We start from the raw sequence: 16,301 nt of genomic DNA, 5'->3' as shown, positions 1-16,301 counted from the left end.
CTTGACTTTGGTTCGTACATAAAAAATAGGCTTTGTACTTCAGGCAAAGTCTGAAATGTTTAGGAAATTCATTTTAGTTATCGCAATAAAACAACACATTTTTTCATGATCTTAATTCACTCGACAAGAAAATTGATCTGTTTAACAAAGTGAAATTAGTTGAAAATATGAGCTAAAAAGTGTTAGGATAATATTGAATTGAATTAGTACCAGGTAATAACACTAGATGATAATGTAAATGAGAATGAATGGGTGTTTAAATAGAAAGCATGTTTACATAATGGAGATTTATCTTTCTTAGAGATAACATAACCGAATTTAGACAAAGAGGCAGCTAAAGAGAAAGAATAATGTTTCGTGATACAGCACTCCCGTTTGATAAGGGTGCCAGTATGAGGACCAGCATTTGGGTTTTAAAAGAAAAATGTTCTGATTATTAGGAGGGATGATGACATATGGTTGAAAACCGTCATCTGCAGGCAGGTCTGAGTGATGAAAATGTGCTAGAGATGTATAAAGTGATGTTGTTGGCAAGACGTATAGATGAACGGATGTGGCTGTTGAACAGATCTGGAAAAATTCCATTCGTCGTTTCTTGTCAAGGACAAGAAGCAGCTCAAGTGGGTGCTGCGTTTGCATTAAATCGTGAAAAGGATTATATCCTTCCCTATTATCGGGATCTTGGGGTAGTGCTTGCATTTGGGATGACCGCCAGAGATTTAATGTTATCCAGTTTTGCAAAAGCGGAAGATCCGAATTCAGGCGGACGTCAAATGCCTGGGCATTTTGGGCAAAAAAAGAATCGCATCGTAACGGGATCTTCGCCAGTTACCACTCAAGTGCCGCATGCAGTGGGGATTGCACTCGCTGCAAAAATGGAAGGAAAAGATATCGTTTCATTCGTTACATTTGGAGAAGGGTCATCAAACCAAGGTGATTTCCATGAAGGAGCGAATTTTGCAGGTGTACATAAACTTCCGGTTATCTTGATGTGCGAGAATAATCAGTATGCAATTTCCATTCCGATTGAAAAACAGTTAGCGTGTAAAAAAGTATCAGATCGGGCTATTGGTTATGGCATGCCAGGGGTGACGGTTGATGGAAATGATCCGATCGAAGTATACCGAGTGGTGAAAGAAGCGGCTGAGAGGGGAAGGCGTGGTGAAGGACCAAGTTTAATTGAAACGGTTTCATACCGGCTGACTCCCCACTCAAGCGACGATGATGATAGTCAATACAGGTCGCCTGAAGAAGTATCGGAGGCAAAAAAAATAGATTCAATCATTACATTCGGTGCCTATTTAAAAGCGACAGGGATCATGGATGATCAATTGGAGAAACAAATGAACGAGGAAATAATGGCAGTTGTGAACGAAGCGACTGATTATGCGGAAAATGCTCCATTTGCAAATGAAGACACGCTTTCAAAATACGTTTATGCAGATAAGTAAGGAGGAAAGAAGATGGCAGTGATATCTTATATAGATGCCGTGATAATGGCTATGCGAGAAGAAATGGAACGTGATTCCCGTGTATTTGTCTTAGGGGAGGACGTAGGGAAAAAAGGCGGCGTTTTTAAAGCGACATCAGGTTTATACGAACAATTCGGGGAACAGCGGGTCATTGATACTCCGCTTGCGGAATCGGCAATCGCAGGAGTGGGCATTGGCGCGGCCATGTATGGGATGAGGCCGATTGCAGAAATGCAATTTGCTGACTTTATCATGCCTGCGATTAACCAAATCATTTCAGAAGCTGCAAAAATTCGTTATCGTTCCAATAATGACTGGCAATGCCCTATCGTCATCAGGGCTCCATACGGCGGGGGAGTACATGGTGCGTTATACCATTCACAATCTGTTGAAGCCATTTTTGCCAATCAACCGGGACTTAAAATTGTCATGCCATCTACTCCCTACGACGTGAAAGGGTTATTAAAAGCGGCAATTCGTGATGAGGACCCAGTCCTTTTCTTTGAACATAAACGTGCTTATCGCCTTATTAAAGAAGAAGTGCCGACTGATGATTATGTTTTACCCATTGGTAAGGCGGATGTAAAACGTGACGGCGAGGACGTTACCGTAATTACTTACGGCCTTTGTGTTCACTTTGCGCTCCAGGCAGCTGAAAGACTTGCCAGTGATGGCATATCTGTTCATATACTTGATCTGCGAACCGTTTATCCATTGGATCAAGAAGCCATTATTGAAGCTGCATCGAAAACAGGAAAAGTCCTATTGATTACTGAAGATAATAAGGAAGGGAGCATCATTGGTGAAGTCTCGGCAATTATTGCAGAAAACTGCCTCTTCGATCTCGATGCCCCAATCATGAGATTGGCGGGTCCGGATGTTCCAGCGATGCCATATTCCCCATCATTGGAGAAATCCTTCATGGTGAATCCTGAAAAAGTCGAAAAGGCACTGCGGGACCTGGCAGCCTATTGAACGAACCTTAAAATAGAACAAACAAAGCATCCTCCATCTGGGGGGATGCTTTGTTTGTTCCCGTGATTTACCAATTGTGATTTTTTTATTTCGTAAATTAAATTTATTCATGATAAGATAAAAAAAATAAATACTAGTAAGGTAGGGTGGAGTCAGTCAATTCTGACTCTACCTTGTTTTTTTGCCCACCCGATATTTGGAGGTTTTTTTTTGAAAGTTATCGTAAACAAATTTAAAAAAATGGGTTACAAGCATATTTCTTTGTACGCCATTATAGCACTTTGTATTGTCGCTTCTGTTTTCTTTGTTCATCACAATTATTCATTCTATGAACGTCCAATAGCCAAAGTCATCAAAACAAATCTGGAAAATACAACTGAATTGAATGATATGTATCAAAATGAAGATCGACTATTTACCCAGAGTATAATAGCCGAAATACAAAATGGAGAAGAAAAAGGAAAACTTATTCATTTAAATAATGAATATTCCTCATCCGGAGCTTATGATCAAGAATATCATGTTGGAAATGATTTATTTGTTTCGATTGATACGAAGACAGAAGAAAATTCAGAGTTAACTGGAACCATAAAAGACGTAAAGCGTGATAAATTTGTGTTGATTGTAGCATGGATTTTTATCTTGTCGTTACTTATCGTTGGCAAAAAGCAAGGGCTGTTTTCTATTATTAGTATGGCAGTTAATGCCGTTTTGTTATCATATGCTTTAGATGTTTATCTGAATACATCAGGCATTAGTTTGTTATTGATAAGCAGTATATGTATTATTCTATTTACGGTCATTTCCCTTTTACTATCTAACGGGTTTAATGAAAAAACATATGCAGCTATTGTAGTGACCCTGCTGGGAACTTTTATGTCGCTGTTTATTACTTATCTAGTTATGTATTTTACTTCCGAAAAAGGCCTTCGATATGAAGAAATGCAATTTCTCACTCGCCCTTATAAAATGATTTTTATGGCAGGGTTATTTATCGGATCTATAGGAGCTGTAATGGATGTAGCCATTACCATCTCATCTTCTATTTTTGGGTTGTATGAAAAAAATAACCAGATAACAGTTAAAGCACTTAAAACTTCAGGATTAGAGATTGGAAAAGATATTATGGGAACCATGACAAATATTTTGTTTTTTGCCTATGTAAGTGGTTCTATTCCAATGCTTATTTTGTATTTAAAGAATGCTTCTCCATTGATGTTTACCCTTTCCATGAACCTTTCATTGGAATTGACCCGGGCCCTGGCTGGTGGTATTGGAATTGTCTTAACGATTCCGATAGGTATATATACTTCTATTTTTTTCATTAATCGAAAGAGGGCAAAACAATGAATGTATTAGTGTGTCTGGCAGCCATTTTATTTATATCGATGACACTGATTGGCGGAAAAAAAGGAGCACGTTCATTTATGGCTTTATTCTTCAACTTTGGTGTGCTGCTCCTTACCATATTTATTATGACAAATCCATATGTTAATCCGATTATCTTAACATTGATTGCATGTATTGTGATTAGTTATATAAATCTATTTTATATAAATGAAGTGAACATAAAAACTATAACAGCATTTATTTCTTCTGTTATCACCATTGTTATTTTATTCATTTTTATTGTCGTTGTAACGGAAAAAACGATGATACAGGGTTTTGGTGAAGAAGAAATAGAGGAACTTGGCATCTTCTCTCTTTATATTGGAGTTGATTTTGTTAAAATTGGAGCTTCAGTGATTATTATGAGTACGATTGGCGCCATTATTGATACAGCCATGGCCATTTCATCTCCCATGAGGGAAATGTTTCATCACAATCCATCCATTAGCAAGAAAGATTTATTTACATTTGGATTAAGTATTGGGAAGGATATCTTAGGAACAAATGCGAATACATTATTTTTTGCCTTCTTTGGAGGCTATTTGGCATTGCTTATATGGTTTAAAGATTTATCCTATTCTGTTGGAGAAATCGTAAATTCAAAAATATTTAGTGCTGAAATGATCATTATATTTTGTGCTGGAACAGGTGTAGCTCTGATAATTCCTATTACTGCCTTGATTACTGCTTATTTTTTAGTGAAAACAAGAGAAAATAATGAGAAAGTTATATAGGTTTCATGGCAAAAAAGCTTATAAGCACTCATTTGTATAAGAGGAACAAATCTTTGGGTTGTTCCCTAAAAGCATTGCAAAGAGTTTCCATCTGCTCTGTTTAACCCTCTTTACTGTTTCATTTGGAGGGAAGTTTAGTTTTGCGAAGCCTTCAATAAGGGCATTATGTAAAAACAGATAGAGAAGGAGGCTGCCAATTGGCGGCCTTTTGAAAGTGTGATTCTTAACATTATCATACTTTCAAATTAAAGGGAAAAATCACCTCTTCAACTTAAGGGGAAGATTAGTAGCTAATGATTATTAATCAATCGGTTCGTCTGTTTTTTCTTGCTTTTTGAGATTCATTCAATAGATTAAAGGATAAATACAATGATTTATAGTATTCTATAGAACAATGGAATAATACGTCTTCTATATGAAAATATTTGTGTTGATTTTAAGAATTATCACTAAATTATATAGTGTTTGATATCTGAATTTTATGACTATTGATTTGATCCCAAATAAAAGGATAATGAAATAATGTTTAATAAATATTTCCATCAATATGCAATCGGTGAAACGTGCTTGTCGAAAGGACGTACTATAACCGAGGCAGATCTAGTAATGTTTTCTGCATTTAGCGGTTACTGGTTTCCCCTCCAAACTGATAAGGCGTTAAGCAATGGATAGCCCACGGAATGCTTATACTTTCGGCTGCAATCGGCCTATTTCATTTTGAACCAGGAATCGTCGTTGCATTTCTTTTGTTTTTTATGACATGAAAAAACATTTATGTGGATTCGAAATCTATGGCATTTTGATCCTTCCTTTATAAGGTTTTGTTTATCCTATAACGATTTTGGCAGAAAATAAATTTCAAGTTCATCTTATATTTTATATGAAATCCCTAACAATGTTTGTCATAATAAGAAAGTAGGAAGGGGGGAACATCATGCTTCGATTATACGGGGCTTTAATCGGCCTTAGTTTGATATGGGGTTTATCGTTTGTTTTTATGAAGTGGCTGCTCCCGCCAGCGGGCATTTGGGGGATTGTTTTTCTCCGCTGTTTGGCAGGTGCTGTTATGCTGCTCCCCATTTTATGGTTGAAGCGCAGGAGTATCAACTGGAAATTGCCGTGGAAAGCACTGGTCGTTGTCGGAATCTTCAATTGCGGATTAGCATGGGGATTAATAGCTTTAAGTGAAACAGAGATTAATAGCAGCACGGCTTCGATTCTTAATGCAACCACTCCGATCTGGACGGGGATCATCGGATTTATCATTTTTTCATATGTTCTAACCGCCCGACAATGGCTGGGCATTCTTATCGGTTTTTTCGGAATACTAGTATTGATGGATTTTCAAGTCGGTCAGCTTTTCGGCAAGGAATTCATCGGGATTGGGACAATGCTGCTAGCGTCCACCTGTTATGGTTTTGCCGGCCAATTTACGAAAAGATTTCTTTCCAATACCAGTATCTTGGTCATTACGACGTTTACGCTGCTCACGGGTGCCGTTATCGGTTTGATCGGGATGCTAATAACAGAGCCGATTAAGCCAGTGATGTTGATGGAACCGCTAACGATTTTATCCATAGTCGGTCTTGGGTGTTTTGGCTCTGGGCTCGGCCATCTGATCTACTTCTACATCAATAAAAATGGCAGCCCAGAGTTAGCCGCAACGGTTACATATCTTATTCCTGCAACCGCTATGGTTTGGGGCTATGTCCTGCTTGGAGAAGCGATTAATCCTAATGTAATTGTTGGCCTGCTGATTATTTTCGCAGGAGTTTATCTTTCTTCTAAGAAGTCAAAAGAAAAAGATGGTACAAACTCTTCATCCGGAAAACAAGGGGAATTGCGTCACGTAAAATAAAAAACAAAACGAAATAGCCCTCACGTAAAGGTATTGTTTTTTCCTGGGGGCTTTCGTATTGAAACACATTTAATTCTGATTCTTTGCCAAGACTTGAAAATGGACAAGGGTGTTTTTTTTTTGTTTAAATTATTTTGAAGTTGAGATATATTAATTTAAGGTAATGTTGTTGACAACAATTGTTATTCATGATAAATTACCTTTAAATAAAGATATATTAATTCGAGATAATAAACCTCCTTAATGAATAGGCCACTCTTATTGAAGGAAGAATGTAGGGAATTAAGGAAAAAGCTGAACATCCAAAAGTTGAATCGTTTTAATGGGAGGAATAAAATATGAACGGATTAAAAGGAATACACCACGTAACGGCCATAACAAGCAGTGCAGAAAAGAATTATGAATTTTTCACAAATATATTAGGCATGCGTTTAGTCAAGAAAACAGTTAACCAAGATGATATCCAAACGTATCACCTGTTTTTTGCTGACGATGTAGGCGGTCCAGGTACTGACATGACTTTCTTCGACTTTCCTGGTATTCCAAAAGGAGTGCATGGGACTAATGAAATTTCAAAAACATCCTTCCGTGTACCGAATGATGCAGCATTAGATTATTGGGTTAAACGTTTTGATCGTCTAGAGGTTAAAAATACCGGAATTCAAGAACAATTTGGTAAAAAGATCATTTCTTTTGTTGATTTTGATGACCAGCAATATCAATTGATTTCAGATGAAAACAATGAAGGTGTTGCTGCCGGTATACCATGGCAAAAAGGACCAATTCCTTTAGAATATGCTATTACAGGATTAGGCCCCATTTTTATTCGGATTGCCAACTTTGATTATTTTAAAGAAATGTTGGAAAAAGTTTTATTATTTAAAGAAATAGGTAAAGAAGGATCATTTCATTTATTCGAAGTAGGGGAAGGTGGGAATGGTGCACAAGTAATTGTCGAACATAATTCGATCCTTCCTCAGGCACGGCAGGGGTTTGGAACTGTTCACCATACAGCCTTCCGTGTAGAAGACCGTTCCGTTCTGGAAGAATGGATCAAAAGAATGGAAAGCTTCCAATTTCATACGTCTGGTTATGTTGATCGTCACTTTTTTGAATCGCTTTACGTACGAGTGGCGCCGCAAATTTTATTCGAGTTTGCCACGGATGGTCCTGGATTTATGGGGGATGAGCCATATGAAAGCCTTGGGGAAAAGTTATCTTTACCACCGTTCTTAGAACCGAAAAGGGGTCAAATCGAAAAATTGGTCCGTCCCATTGATACAGTAAGAAGCACCAAGGAATTCATTAAAGAATAATTGATAGCGTTTTGCGAATTATATATTGGTTTATGCCCATACTAAAACAGGTAGAAATAAAACATGGAATAAAATCATTAGAAATAGAAATCAGGTTCTGGAGGAATGAATGATGACAAAAGATTTTTACACGGCCATTAAAGAGAGACGTTCATATTATGGAATCAATAAAGAGGTTCAAGTATCGGATGAGAAAATTAAAGAAATTGTTGAATTTGCCGTAAAACACACGCCATCGGCTTTTAATTCTCAATCTTCCCGCCTTGTTGTTTTGACAGGCTCAGCACATGATAAATTATGGGATATTACGACTCAAGCGTTAAGGAAAGCGGTTGGAGAGGGAGATTTCTCTGGCACTCAACAAAAAATGGATTCCTTTAAAGCGGGATATGGTTCAGTTTTATTCTTTGAAGATGAAACTGTTGTGAAATCACTTCAAGAACAATTTGCAACTTATGCCGATAACTTCCCTATCTGGTCACAACAAACATCAGGCATGCACCAATTAGTTGTTTGGACTGCACTTGAAGCAGAAGGGATGGGAGCAACTTTACAGCATTATAATCCTCTAATTGATGATGAAGTGAAAAAAGAATGGAATGTTCCAAGTAATTGGAAATTGATTGCACAAATGCCATTTGGAAATCCAACAGCTCAACCGGGTGATAAAGAGTTCAAACCACTTGAGGATCGAATAAAATTTTATAAATAAAGTGGACTGTAAGAGAAACATTGTTGAGAGCCAATTCTAATTGGCTCTTTTTTGTTTGTGCTCATTTTGCACATGCTTTTAGTTACGGTATTTTATCACAATCCTTTGAATCAAGTTATCATATTAATCTTATTGTTTACTTCTAGGATTTCTATACCCACGACAACCCAGCTGCTGTTAAATCAAAGGGCTCTTTTCTGATACTTCAATGGTATGTGTTCCTCTGGCGGTTTTTACATAAATTCGATGAAACAGAATTTCAACTCATCACTATTACTTGATCATTAGCATTAAAAAAGGAATGTTGCATGGCGTTTCCTCATTTTAAAAGTGTATCTGATATTTTTTCAGCTTGTATTTGAGACTTTGCCTTGAAATACTAAGATGTTCCCCAGCTTTGGTAATATTTCCTTTTGTACTATTCATTGCCTGCTCGATCATGGTGCGCTCCAAACTTTCAATCTGCTCTGGTAGACTTCCTGAAAACTGTAATGACTGTTCTTTTAGCAAAAGCGTTTCTTGCTGTTGAATTTTATTTTTGAAAATAGGTGGCAAATGATCATAACCTATTGTGCGCTCATCATAAACAAGATTCAAACAGCCCTCAATGACATGTTCTAATTGACGGGCGTTGCCTGGCCAATGATAATTCATGAAATACTGAAAAATATCCGAATCTAATTCGTCAATCGTTACACCTAAAATGTCAGCGTGTTTATTAATAAAATGTTCAATTAATCCTTTTATATCTTCTTTTCGATTTCTTAGAGGGGGAATCACTAAGTTTACGACACCTAGACGATAATATAAATCTTCACGGAGTCGCCCGTTGGAAATGGCTTTTAACGGCTCTTCATTTATCGTAGCGATGACTCGAACATCCATATCAATTACTTTTGGAGAACCTAAGCGTTGAACCTTCCGTTCTTGAAGAACTCGTAAAAGCTTTGCCTGTAAGTTTGTACTCATCGAGTTAACTTCATCAAGCATGAGCGTTCCATAATTTGCTTGTTCAAATAAACCAGCCCTATCAACGGCCCCGGTGAAGCTTCCGGCAGTGGTACCAAAAAGCAAGCTTTCAAGTAAGGACTCAGGGAGGGCAGCACAATTTTGTGCAATGAAAGATTTGTCTTTTCTCGGACTTTCATTATGGATGCTTTGAGCGAAAAGCTCTTTACCAGTTCCCGTTTCACCATAGATTAAGATATTTGATTTTGATCGCGAGGAACGACGGGCTTGTTCAACAGTTTGGGCCATCTCCCGGCTAGAAAAAATAATACTTTCAAACTGAAATCGAGTATTGTTTTTTCGTGAGGAATGGGGGCATTGGGACTTTTCAGTACCTTGATCCTGTTTTTGCAGTTGCATGATTGTTTTGGAAAGTTGTTTTTGTTCGGTAATATCCTTTGAAATTTCCATGGCACCAGCAATGCTTCCATCAAAAATTAGTGGTATCGTCCGAACTAGAGACGTAATAGATTTTCCGTTGGTTGAGAATTGGGTTTCTCTATGATTAAGCGTCCTTTTGGTTCGAACGGATGTTAACAATGTGCTTGTGGTTTCATCCAAGTTCCAAACATCGTGAACCCGTTTATTTCGAACTGAATCAGGCTCCAACGTATCCAATTCACCAGACTTACGGTTATAAAAAAGGATTGTTCCATGCTCGTCAATAACACAAATTCCCTCATCTAGCTGATCAAGAATGACATCATATAATTGTTTAGTTTTATTCATTTTTTGTATTTGATGACGGAGCAACTGTATTTGTGAAATATCTTTTAAGGTTAAAAGATATGTATCATAAGTATTTTCGTTACTAAAAAAGGAAATATTTGCAATTAATTGTTTTGTACCTAATGAAATGGGTATACCTGTTTTCTCAATTTTCTGAAATTTTTTTCGGAAATCTTCAGATGGAATAATTTCGAAAATAGAAGAACCAATCAGAGTAGAAGGACTTTCCGAAAACAATCTTGTAGCTGGTCGATTTAATGAAACAATATTTCCCTCTTCACTAACAAGAATCATTGAGTCAAATGATAGATTCCAAACATCTTCTAATGAGAGCTTGGTCATCTCATTCATATAATTACCCTCCTTCGAGAATAAAAGCCACTATTAATATCTGAAAATTCCAGTATATTCATTATCTATCAAAATATTATCATAACTCCATAGGATTAAATATCATAAAAAGTTTTTTATATTGAAAAAAGCAAAAAAATTAACGCAAAAATTTTTTCTTTCGCAATTTATTTTACATCTTGATTTAGTGTAACAAGCAAAAATTTAGTGCTCAACTACCTAAATAGTAGGTTTTCAAATTTTTCTTTAATCTTTGATCAAATGGCATGATAATTGCATCTAAAAAAATAAGAAGAAAAAATATAAAAAATAAAAGGGAGAGATAAATTTGAAGGTATCATTAAAAGAAATTCAGGCGATTGATGTTCATGCACATCCATATTTAGCAAATATGGAGCCTTATACTCCCGAAGAATTTGTAAGAAAGTTATCTCTTTCTATCATTCCAAATCAAGTCCCAGAACATTATAAGCGAGTAAAAAAACAGCCCTTTCCAGGAAGTAATATGTGGGTTCAAATCCTCATACAGCGTTTAGCAAAATATTTTTCATGTGAGACAACACTTGAAGCTGTTGTAAATGAACGCAATGCAAGGGCCACTGATTTTAGAAAATATACTCGTGAGCTGTTTTCAGATGCTAAGCTAACTGGAGTGATAGCTGATTTCGGTTATCCTCAGCCGCCATTAAGTAAAGAAGATTATACTGATTTATGTGGTGCGCGAATATGGGAGATTCATCGTATAGAACCTGTCATGGTTAAATTAAGTAAAGAGTGTCAAAAATTTGCTGATTTTAGAGAGAAATATCGAACCAATCTAGCTAAAGCATTAAAACAAGATGGAGTTGTTGGGCTAAAATCGATCATTGCTTATCGAAGCGGTTTAGAAATCTCAAAAAAAGATGAAAAGCTTGCAGCTGATGAATATAAAGAATTTAAAGAAAACAGTCGTGAGAAGGCAAAAAACTTTCGAGATTATTGTCTTCATGTTGCAATGGAGGAATGCACAAAATCAAATAAAGTAATGCATATCCATACTGGAATCGGTGATGGAGAAGTAGTTCTTCCTAAAGCAAGTCCTAGCTTTTTAATCGATATGCTTAGAGATGAAAAATATGTAAATACAAAAGTACACCTCGTCCACGGTGGATATCCATGGATAGAAGAAGCAGCTTTCATTGTCAGTATTCTTCCAAATGTATATATGGATCTATCATTACAAAATCCATTTAGCGGACATGGTGTAAAGCGGATTATATCCCAGGTATTTGAATTTGCACCATTTGATAAGGTGATGTACGGTTCAGATGCCTTTACAGTACCCGAAATGAATTGGCTAGGAGTTCACTTGTTTAAAGAGTGTTTCGAAAATGTGCTAAATTCCTGGATTAAAGCGGATTATATGGATTCGGAAACAGCTCATATTATCGGTGAGATGGTGCTTTTTCGCAATTTTGAAAATGTTTATCAGAATCATTTAAGAGAGGATAAAATATGAGTAATCAAAGTGAATTAGAGCTAAATCCTCAAAAGAAATTGGGGTTTTGGGCTGTTTGGGCTCTCGGTGTTGGATCTGTTATTGGGGATGGGATTTTCCTTTTAATGGGTCAGGGAATTGCAATAGCAGGACCTGGGTCGATTGTTGCTTATGGGATAGCAGGATTTTCGCAATTATTTTTGCTGATTGCGCTGGGAGAGTTGGCTGTAGGGATGCCGAGTGCAGGAGCAATGTCGCATTGGGTTGACCGCTTCATGGGAAAATGGTGGGGGTTTTTAGCTGGATTTACCTTTGCAATCGGGTGGGTTATTGCAGGGGGGAGCGTGGGGATTGGAATAGGAAAAATAACAATGTGGTTTTTCCCGCAGCTTCAGGGTGATTTTTGGCCACTGTTTTTCTCGATCCTATTTATTTCGATTTTTGCGATCTTAAATATTCTTGGAACTGAAATCGCTGCTAAAACTCAGCTGTTGTTAGTAGCCATCATGACAATCATCATGGCACTTTTTTCGATTATTGGATTAAAGGATATTAATATAAATCATTTCACACCTTTCCTACCACATGGTGCCGAAGGGTTCTGGTCAGCTATTCCATTAGGTGCATATGCTTACTTGGGCGCAGTTACTTTAACAACCGCGGGTGGTGAAGTTAAAAATCCAAAAGATTTACCAAAAGCAATGATCTGGGCAAGTATTACCTTTTTAATTTTATATTCAGCCGCCCAGTTTGTATTACAAGGACTAATTCCCTGGAATGAAATCACGATAGATAGTTCTCCATTCACTGTAGCAGCTGAAATGGTATTTGGCATTGCTGGTGCCTACATCATGAATATGACAGCTTGGATTGCAGCGGCTACTTGTTTATTAATGGGAACATTCTATGCTTCTTCTCGTATTTTTTATGCTCAAGCAAAAAGCGGCTATCTACCTGCATTCTTTGGACGTATTCATCCAAAAACAGGGACTCCAGTATATGGGATTACAGTTGTTTGGCTTCTTTCTATTGCTTTGGTCTTCTTAGGTTCTTCGAATCCAAATTTCCTCTATATTGAGCTTTCTAATCAAATGGTATTCGCGTGGTTAATTTCATGGTCATTGGCGCTAGTAGCTGGCGTTCTGTATCGTAGAAACAATCTTCAAGAAGTGAAGCGACTCGCATGGAATCAGCCCCTTTATCCATTGTTCCCGATTCTTGGATTCATAGGGATAATGATTGTGTTTTTCGGTAGTTTCGTTGGTTCACCAATAACTTTAGTCCGTGGTGTAATTTGGATGGGGATTCTGTACATTCTATTTAAGATTTTCAACAAAACTAAAAAAAGTTCAAACACTGTTGGAAAAGGTAAATCCATGTAAGGAGGTACTACAGAGTGGTCATTAACAGAGGGGTTCAAGTAAACGAGGAACTTTCTAGTAAACTAATTGAAGTTCGTCGGTATATTCATCAGTATCCTGAGCTTTCGTTTCAGGAATATAATACTTGTGATTATATTGCAAAAATATTAAAACAATGGGGAATTCCTTATAATAAAATAGGAGAAACAGGGATTTTCGTAGACATTATTGGTGAAAATGGTGGGGGACCTCATATCGGGATTAGAGCGGATATTGATGCCCTCCCGATTCAGGAACAAACTGGTCTTCCATTTTCATCCATGAATCAAGGTGTTATGCATGCCTGTGGTCATGACGGTCATACGACGATTCTACTCGGAACGGCTTATCAACTCTTTAAGCAAAGAAGCAAATTAGCAGGACGTGTTCGTTGTATCTTTCAGCCTGGGGAGGAAGCAGATGGTGCTGCTCAGCATTTAATTGATCTCGGTGTGCTAGAGAGCCCATCCGTGGATGGAATGTTGGCGCTTCATTTATGGCCACATTTGCCACATGGGACGATCGGCGTGAAATATGGGGCAATTACTGCATCGTGTGATGACTTTGTGATTGAAATTGAAGGAGAAAGTGGACATAGTGCAAGACCACATCAAGCAATTGATGCGATTACAATCAGTTCCCAAATTATACAGGCCCTTCATACGCTTGTAACAAAATCTAGTAATCCAGTAGAACCCGTCGTTGTTCATGTAGGAAAAATAAACGGGGGTACAGCTAGCAACATCGTGGCCAATCGTGTTGTATTAGAAGGAACGATAAGAGCCGTCACATATGAAACTAGAAATAAATTAAAATCCCAGGTCAGCAATCTATGTAAACAGCTAGCAGAGGCATTTAGTGGAAAAGCTACAGTCCATTATAAGGAGGGGCTTCCCCCAGTCATAAATAGTGAGTTAATGACAAGAGCAGTTGAAGAAAGTGCAATTGGAATTTTCGGTCCTGATAAAGTGGTCCATTTAAAGGAACCATCGATGGGAGCGGATGATTTTGGAGAATTTGCTAAAAAGGTACCAAGCGCATATTTCAGGCTTGGTACAGCAATTGAAGGTAAGCAGGTATTTGATTTACACCACCCACAATTTGAATTTGATGAATCAATCATTGTGATAGGAGTCGAATTGTTCACATTTATTATATTGAACAGACTACAAAAAGGAGTCGATCAATAATGATGACAGAAGAAAAAAGCAAAGAGGTCATGACAAAAGCGAAAGTTCTTGAAATTGTAAAAAAAGAAAAAATTGAATTCATCCGGATGGAGTTTTTAGATTATGCAGGGATAACTCGTGGAAGAACAGTCCGTCCAAACCAACTTGAGGCTACTATGGATAAGGGGATTAACTTTAGTACAGCTATCATGAGTTATGATGTTTTTGATGAATACATTGCAAATCCTACATTTGGTCCCAATGATGGTGACTTTTTTGCCATCCCTGACTTAAATACATTTGCCATCCTCCCATATCGTAAAAACACTGCACGCATGCTTTGTGATCTTGTAGATCTAAACGGTGATCCATGGCATGGTTGCCCAAGAAGTGCTTTAAAGCGTCTTTTGAATGAGGTGGAAACACTTCTTGGCGGAAAAATGAATATGGCCTTTGAGCAGGAAGCATATTTATTAAAGGAACAAGACGGGCAACTTGTTCCAGCAGATAACAGCCATTGTTTTTCAATAGAAGGAGCAGACATTCAAGAGGACTTCATTCAAGATTTTGTGTATTCGCTTGAGACTATGGGTGTAGAAACCGAACAATTATCAAGTGAATACGGTCCAGGTCAACTCGAAATTAATTTAAAATATACGAATGCATTGAAAGCAGCTGATGATCAAGTTACCTTCATGCATTTATATAAACAGATTGCCCGGGACAAAGGATTAGTGGGCACATTAATGCCGAAACCATTTCAAAATCTTGCTGGAAGCGGCCTTCATGTTCATATTAGTTTATTTGACGAGAATGGTGACAACTTATTCGAAGATTCTACTGATCAACGTGGCCTTGATATGTCCGAAAAAGCCTATCACTTTATTGGTGGACTTTTAAAACATGGATCTTCCCTAATAGCAATAGGTGCCCCGAGTATTAATTCATATAAAAGAATGCAGCCAGGCTCATGGGCACCTGCACATATTTGTTATGGTTCAGGAAATCGTTCAGTATTAGTACGTATTCCTGAAAAAAGACGTACAAGAAGATTTGAATATAGGGGAGCAGACGGAACTTGTAATCCGTATCTCCTTGCTGCATGTTTGGTTGCTGCCGGTCTTCGAGGTATTCAAAACCAAATGAATCCTGGTGAGCCCATCGAATTTGATGTTAGCAAAGCGAGCGAGTTCCAATTAAAAGAAAATGAAATTAGCTGGGTTCCAAGAAACTTAAATGAAGCAATTCAAGCTCTTTCCGAAGACTCTGTATTAGCACAAACCATCGGTAGAACGATATGGGAAGAATTTATAAAGATCAAACGGACAGAATGGGATAAGTTCAGCAAACATGTAAGTGATTGGGAACGAAATCTATTTGCTAGGAGATTCTAGTTCTTTATAAATGTTCTTAATTGAGTATAGTGAGAATTAGGGCTTTTTAGGAAAGATAAGTAATATTAATATATAAACTGCAAATACCATTAAATAGCCTTTGCTTAAGGAAGCAAAGGCTATTTAATGGAGTATACTTATAGCTTTAGAACTTTTATCATAATTATGGTATTGCAGAACGTACCTTCTACTGCTTTAATCATTTCTTTTTTTTCTTTATAATGAATCGCATCAATCAATGTAGGTTTTATTTATTCCACACATAAGCTAAATTATGGATGACCTGTTTCATCTATTGAATTAGATCTTGATGATTT

General features: G+C 37.3%; 13 protein-coding genes. 12 read left to right on the top strand and 1 reads right to left on the bottom strand.

Features of this window, described 5'->3' with window-relative positions; all coding sequences use genetic code 11:
* Positions 1-455: 455 nt before the first annotated feature.
* The 8 genes from ACQKKK_RS13810 to ACQKKK_RS13775 all read left to right on the top strand — a co-directional run bounded on the left by ACQKKK_RS13810 (position 456) and on the right by ACQKKK_RS13775 (position 8,456).
* The gene (locus ACQKKK_RS13810) at positions 456-1,451 is read left to right on the top strand and encodes a thiamine pyrophosphate-dependent dehydrogenase E1 component subunit alpha (protein WP_427616702.1); all 996 of its coding nucleotides are present in this window, start codon (positions 456-458) and stop codon (positions 1,449-1,451) included.
* A 12-nt stretch (positions 1,452-1,463) separates the two neighbouring features.
* Complete coding sequence (locus ACQKKK_RS13805; protein WP_427616701.1) at positions 1,464-2,447, top strand: alpha-ketoacid dehydrogenase subunit beta; 984 nt, start codon at positions 1,464-1,466, stop codon at positions 2,445-2,447.
* A 210-nt stretch (positions 2,448-2,657) separates the two neighbouring features.
* On the top strand, positions 2,658-3,797 hold the full coding sequence (locus ACQKKK_RS13800; RefSeq protein WP_427616700.1) for a YibE/F family protein: 1,140 nt from the start codon (positions 2,658-2,660) through the stop codon (positions 3,795-3,797).
* Positions 3,794-4,570 (top strand): YibE/F family protein, encoded by a 777-nt coding sequence (locus tag ACQKKK_RS13795; protein ID WP_427616699.1) that lies wholly within the window; start codon positions 3,794-3,796, stop codon positions 4,568-4,570. Before ACQKKK_RS13800 ends, ACQKKK_RS13795 begins: the two co-directional genes overlap by 4 nt.
* A 522-nt stretch (positions 4,571-5,092) precedes the next feature.
* Positions 5,093-5,242 carry a hypothetical protein gene (locus ACQKKK_RS13790; RefSeq protein WP_427616698.1) on the top strand — a complete coding sequence of 50 codons (150 nt, stop codon included), beginning with the start codon at positions 5,093-5,095 and terminating at the stop codon, positions 5,240-5,242.
* A gap of 262 nt (positions 5,243-5,504) precedes the next feature.
* Entirely contained in the window at positions 5,505-6,428 is a 924-nt protein-coding gene (locus tag ACQKKK_RS13785; protein ID WP_427616697.1) for a DMT family transporter, read from the top strand.
* A gap of 338 nt (positions 6,429-6,766) precedes the next feature.
* A complete protein-coding gene (locus tag ACQKKK_RS13780; RefSeq protein ID WP_427616696.1) occupies positions 6,767-7,744 on the top strand; it encodes a ring-cleaving dioxygenase in 978 nt (325 codons plus the stop codon).
* A gap of 112 nt (positions 7,745-7,856) precedes the next feature.
* Positions 7,857-8,456: a nitroreductase family protein gene (locus ACQKKK_RS13775; RefSeq protein ID WP_427616779.1), complete on the top strand. Its 600-nt coding sequence runs from the start codon at positions 7,857-7,859 to the stop codon at positions 8,454-8,456.
* Between the two features lie 324 nt (positions 8,457-8,780).
* On the opposite strand, the gene ACQKKK_RS13770 is transcribed toward ACQKKK_RS13775, so the two are convergent.
* Entirely contained in the window at positions 8,781-10,544 is a 1,764-nt protein-coding gene (locus ACQKKK_RS13770) for a sigma 54-interacting transcriptional regulator (RefSeq protein WP_427616695.1), read from the bottom strand.
* Between the two features lie 328 nt (positions 10,545-10,872).
* Between ACQKKK_RS13770 and ACQKKK_RS13765 the strand changes: the two genes are divergently transcribed.
* The 4 genes from ACQKKK_RS13765 to ACQKKK_RS13750 are packed head-to-tail and all read left to right on the top strand — an operon-like array spanning position 10,873 to position 15,984.
* Positions 10,873-12,042: an amidohydrolase family protein gene (locus ACQKKK_RS13765; protein ID WP_427616694.1), complete on the top strand. Its 1,170-nt coding sequence runs from the start codon at positions 10,873-10,875 to the stop codon at positions 12,040-12,042.
* Positions 12,039-13,403, top strand: a complete 1,365-nt coding sequence (locus tag ACQKKK_RS13760) for an APC family permease (protein WP_427616693.1) — start codon at positions 12,039-12,041, stop codon at positions 13,401-13,403. Before ACQKKK_RS13765 ends, ACQKKK_RS13760 begins: the two co-directional genes overlap by 4 nt.
* 14 nt (positions 13,404-13,417) lie before the next feature.
* Positions 13,418-14,611 (top strand): M20 metallopeptidase family protein, encoded by a 1,194-nt coding sequence (locus tag ACQKKK_RS13755; protein ID WP_427616692.1) that lies wholly within the window; start codon positions 13,418-13,420, stop codon positions 14,609-14,611.
* Entirely contained in the window at positions 14,611-15,984 is a 1,374-nt protein-coding gene (locus tag ACQKKK_RS13750; RefSeq protein WP_427616691.1) for a glutamine synthetase family protein, read from the top strand. The genes ACQKKK_RS13755 and ACQKKK_RS13750 overlap by 1 nt, the downstream gene beginning before the upstream one ends.
* Positions 15,985-16,301: the final 317 nt, after the last annotated feature.

Origin of the sequence: Peribacillus sp. NPDC006672, from assembly GCF_050274955.1 — a bacterium.
GTDB lineage: Bacteria > Bacillota > Bacilli > Bacillales > DSM-1321 > Peribacillus.
Note: the sequence above shows the minus strand (reverse complement) of the source record. Positions and strands in the feature narration are given on the sequence as shown.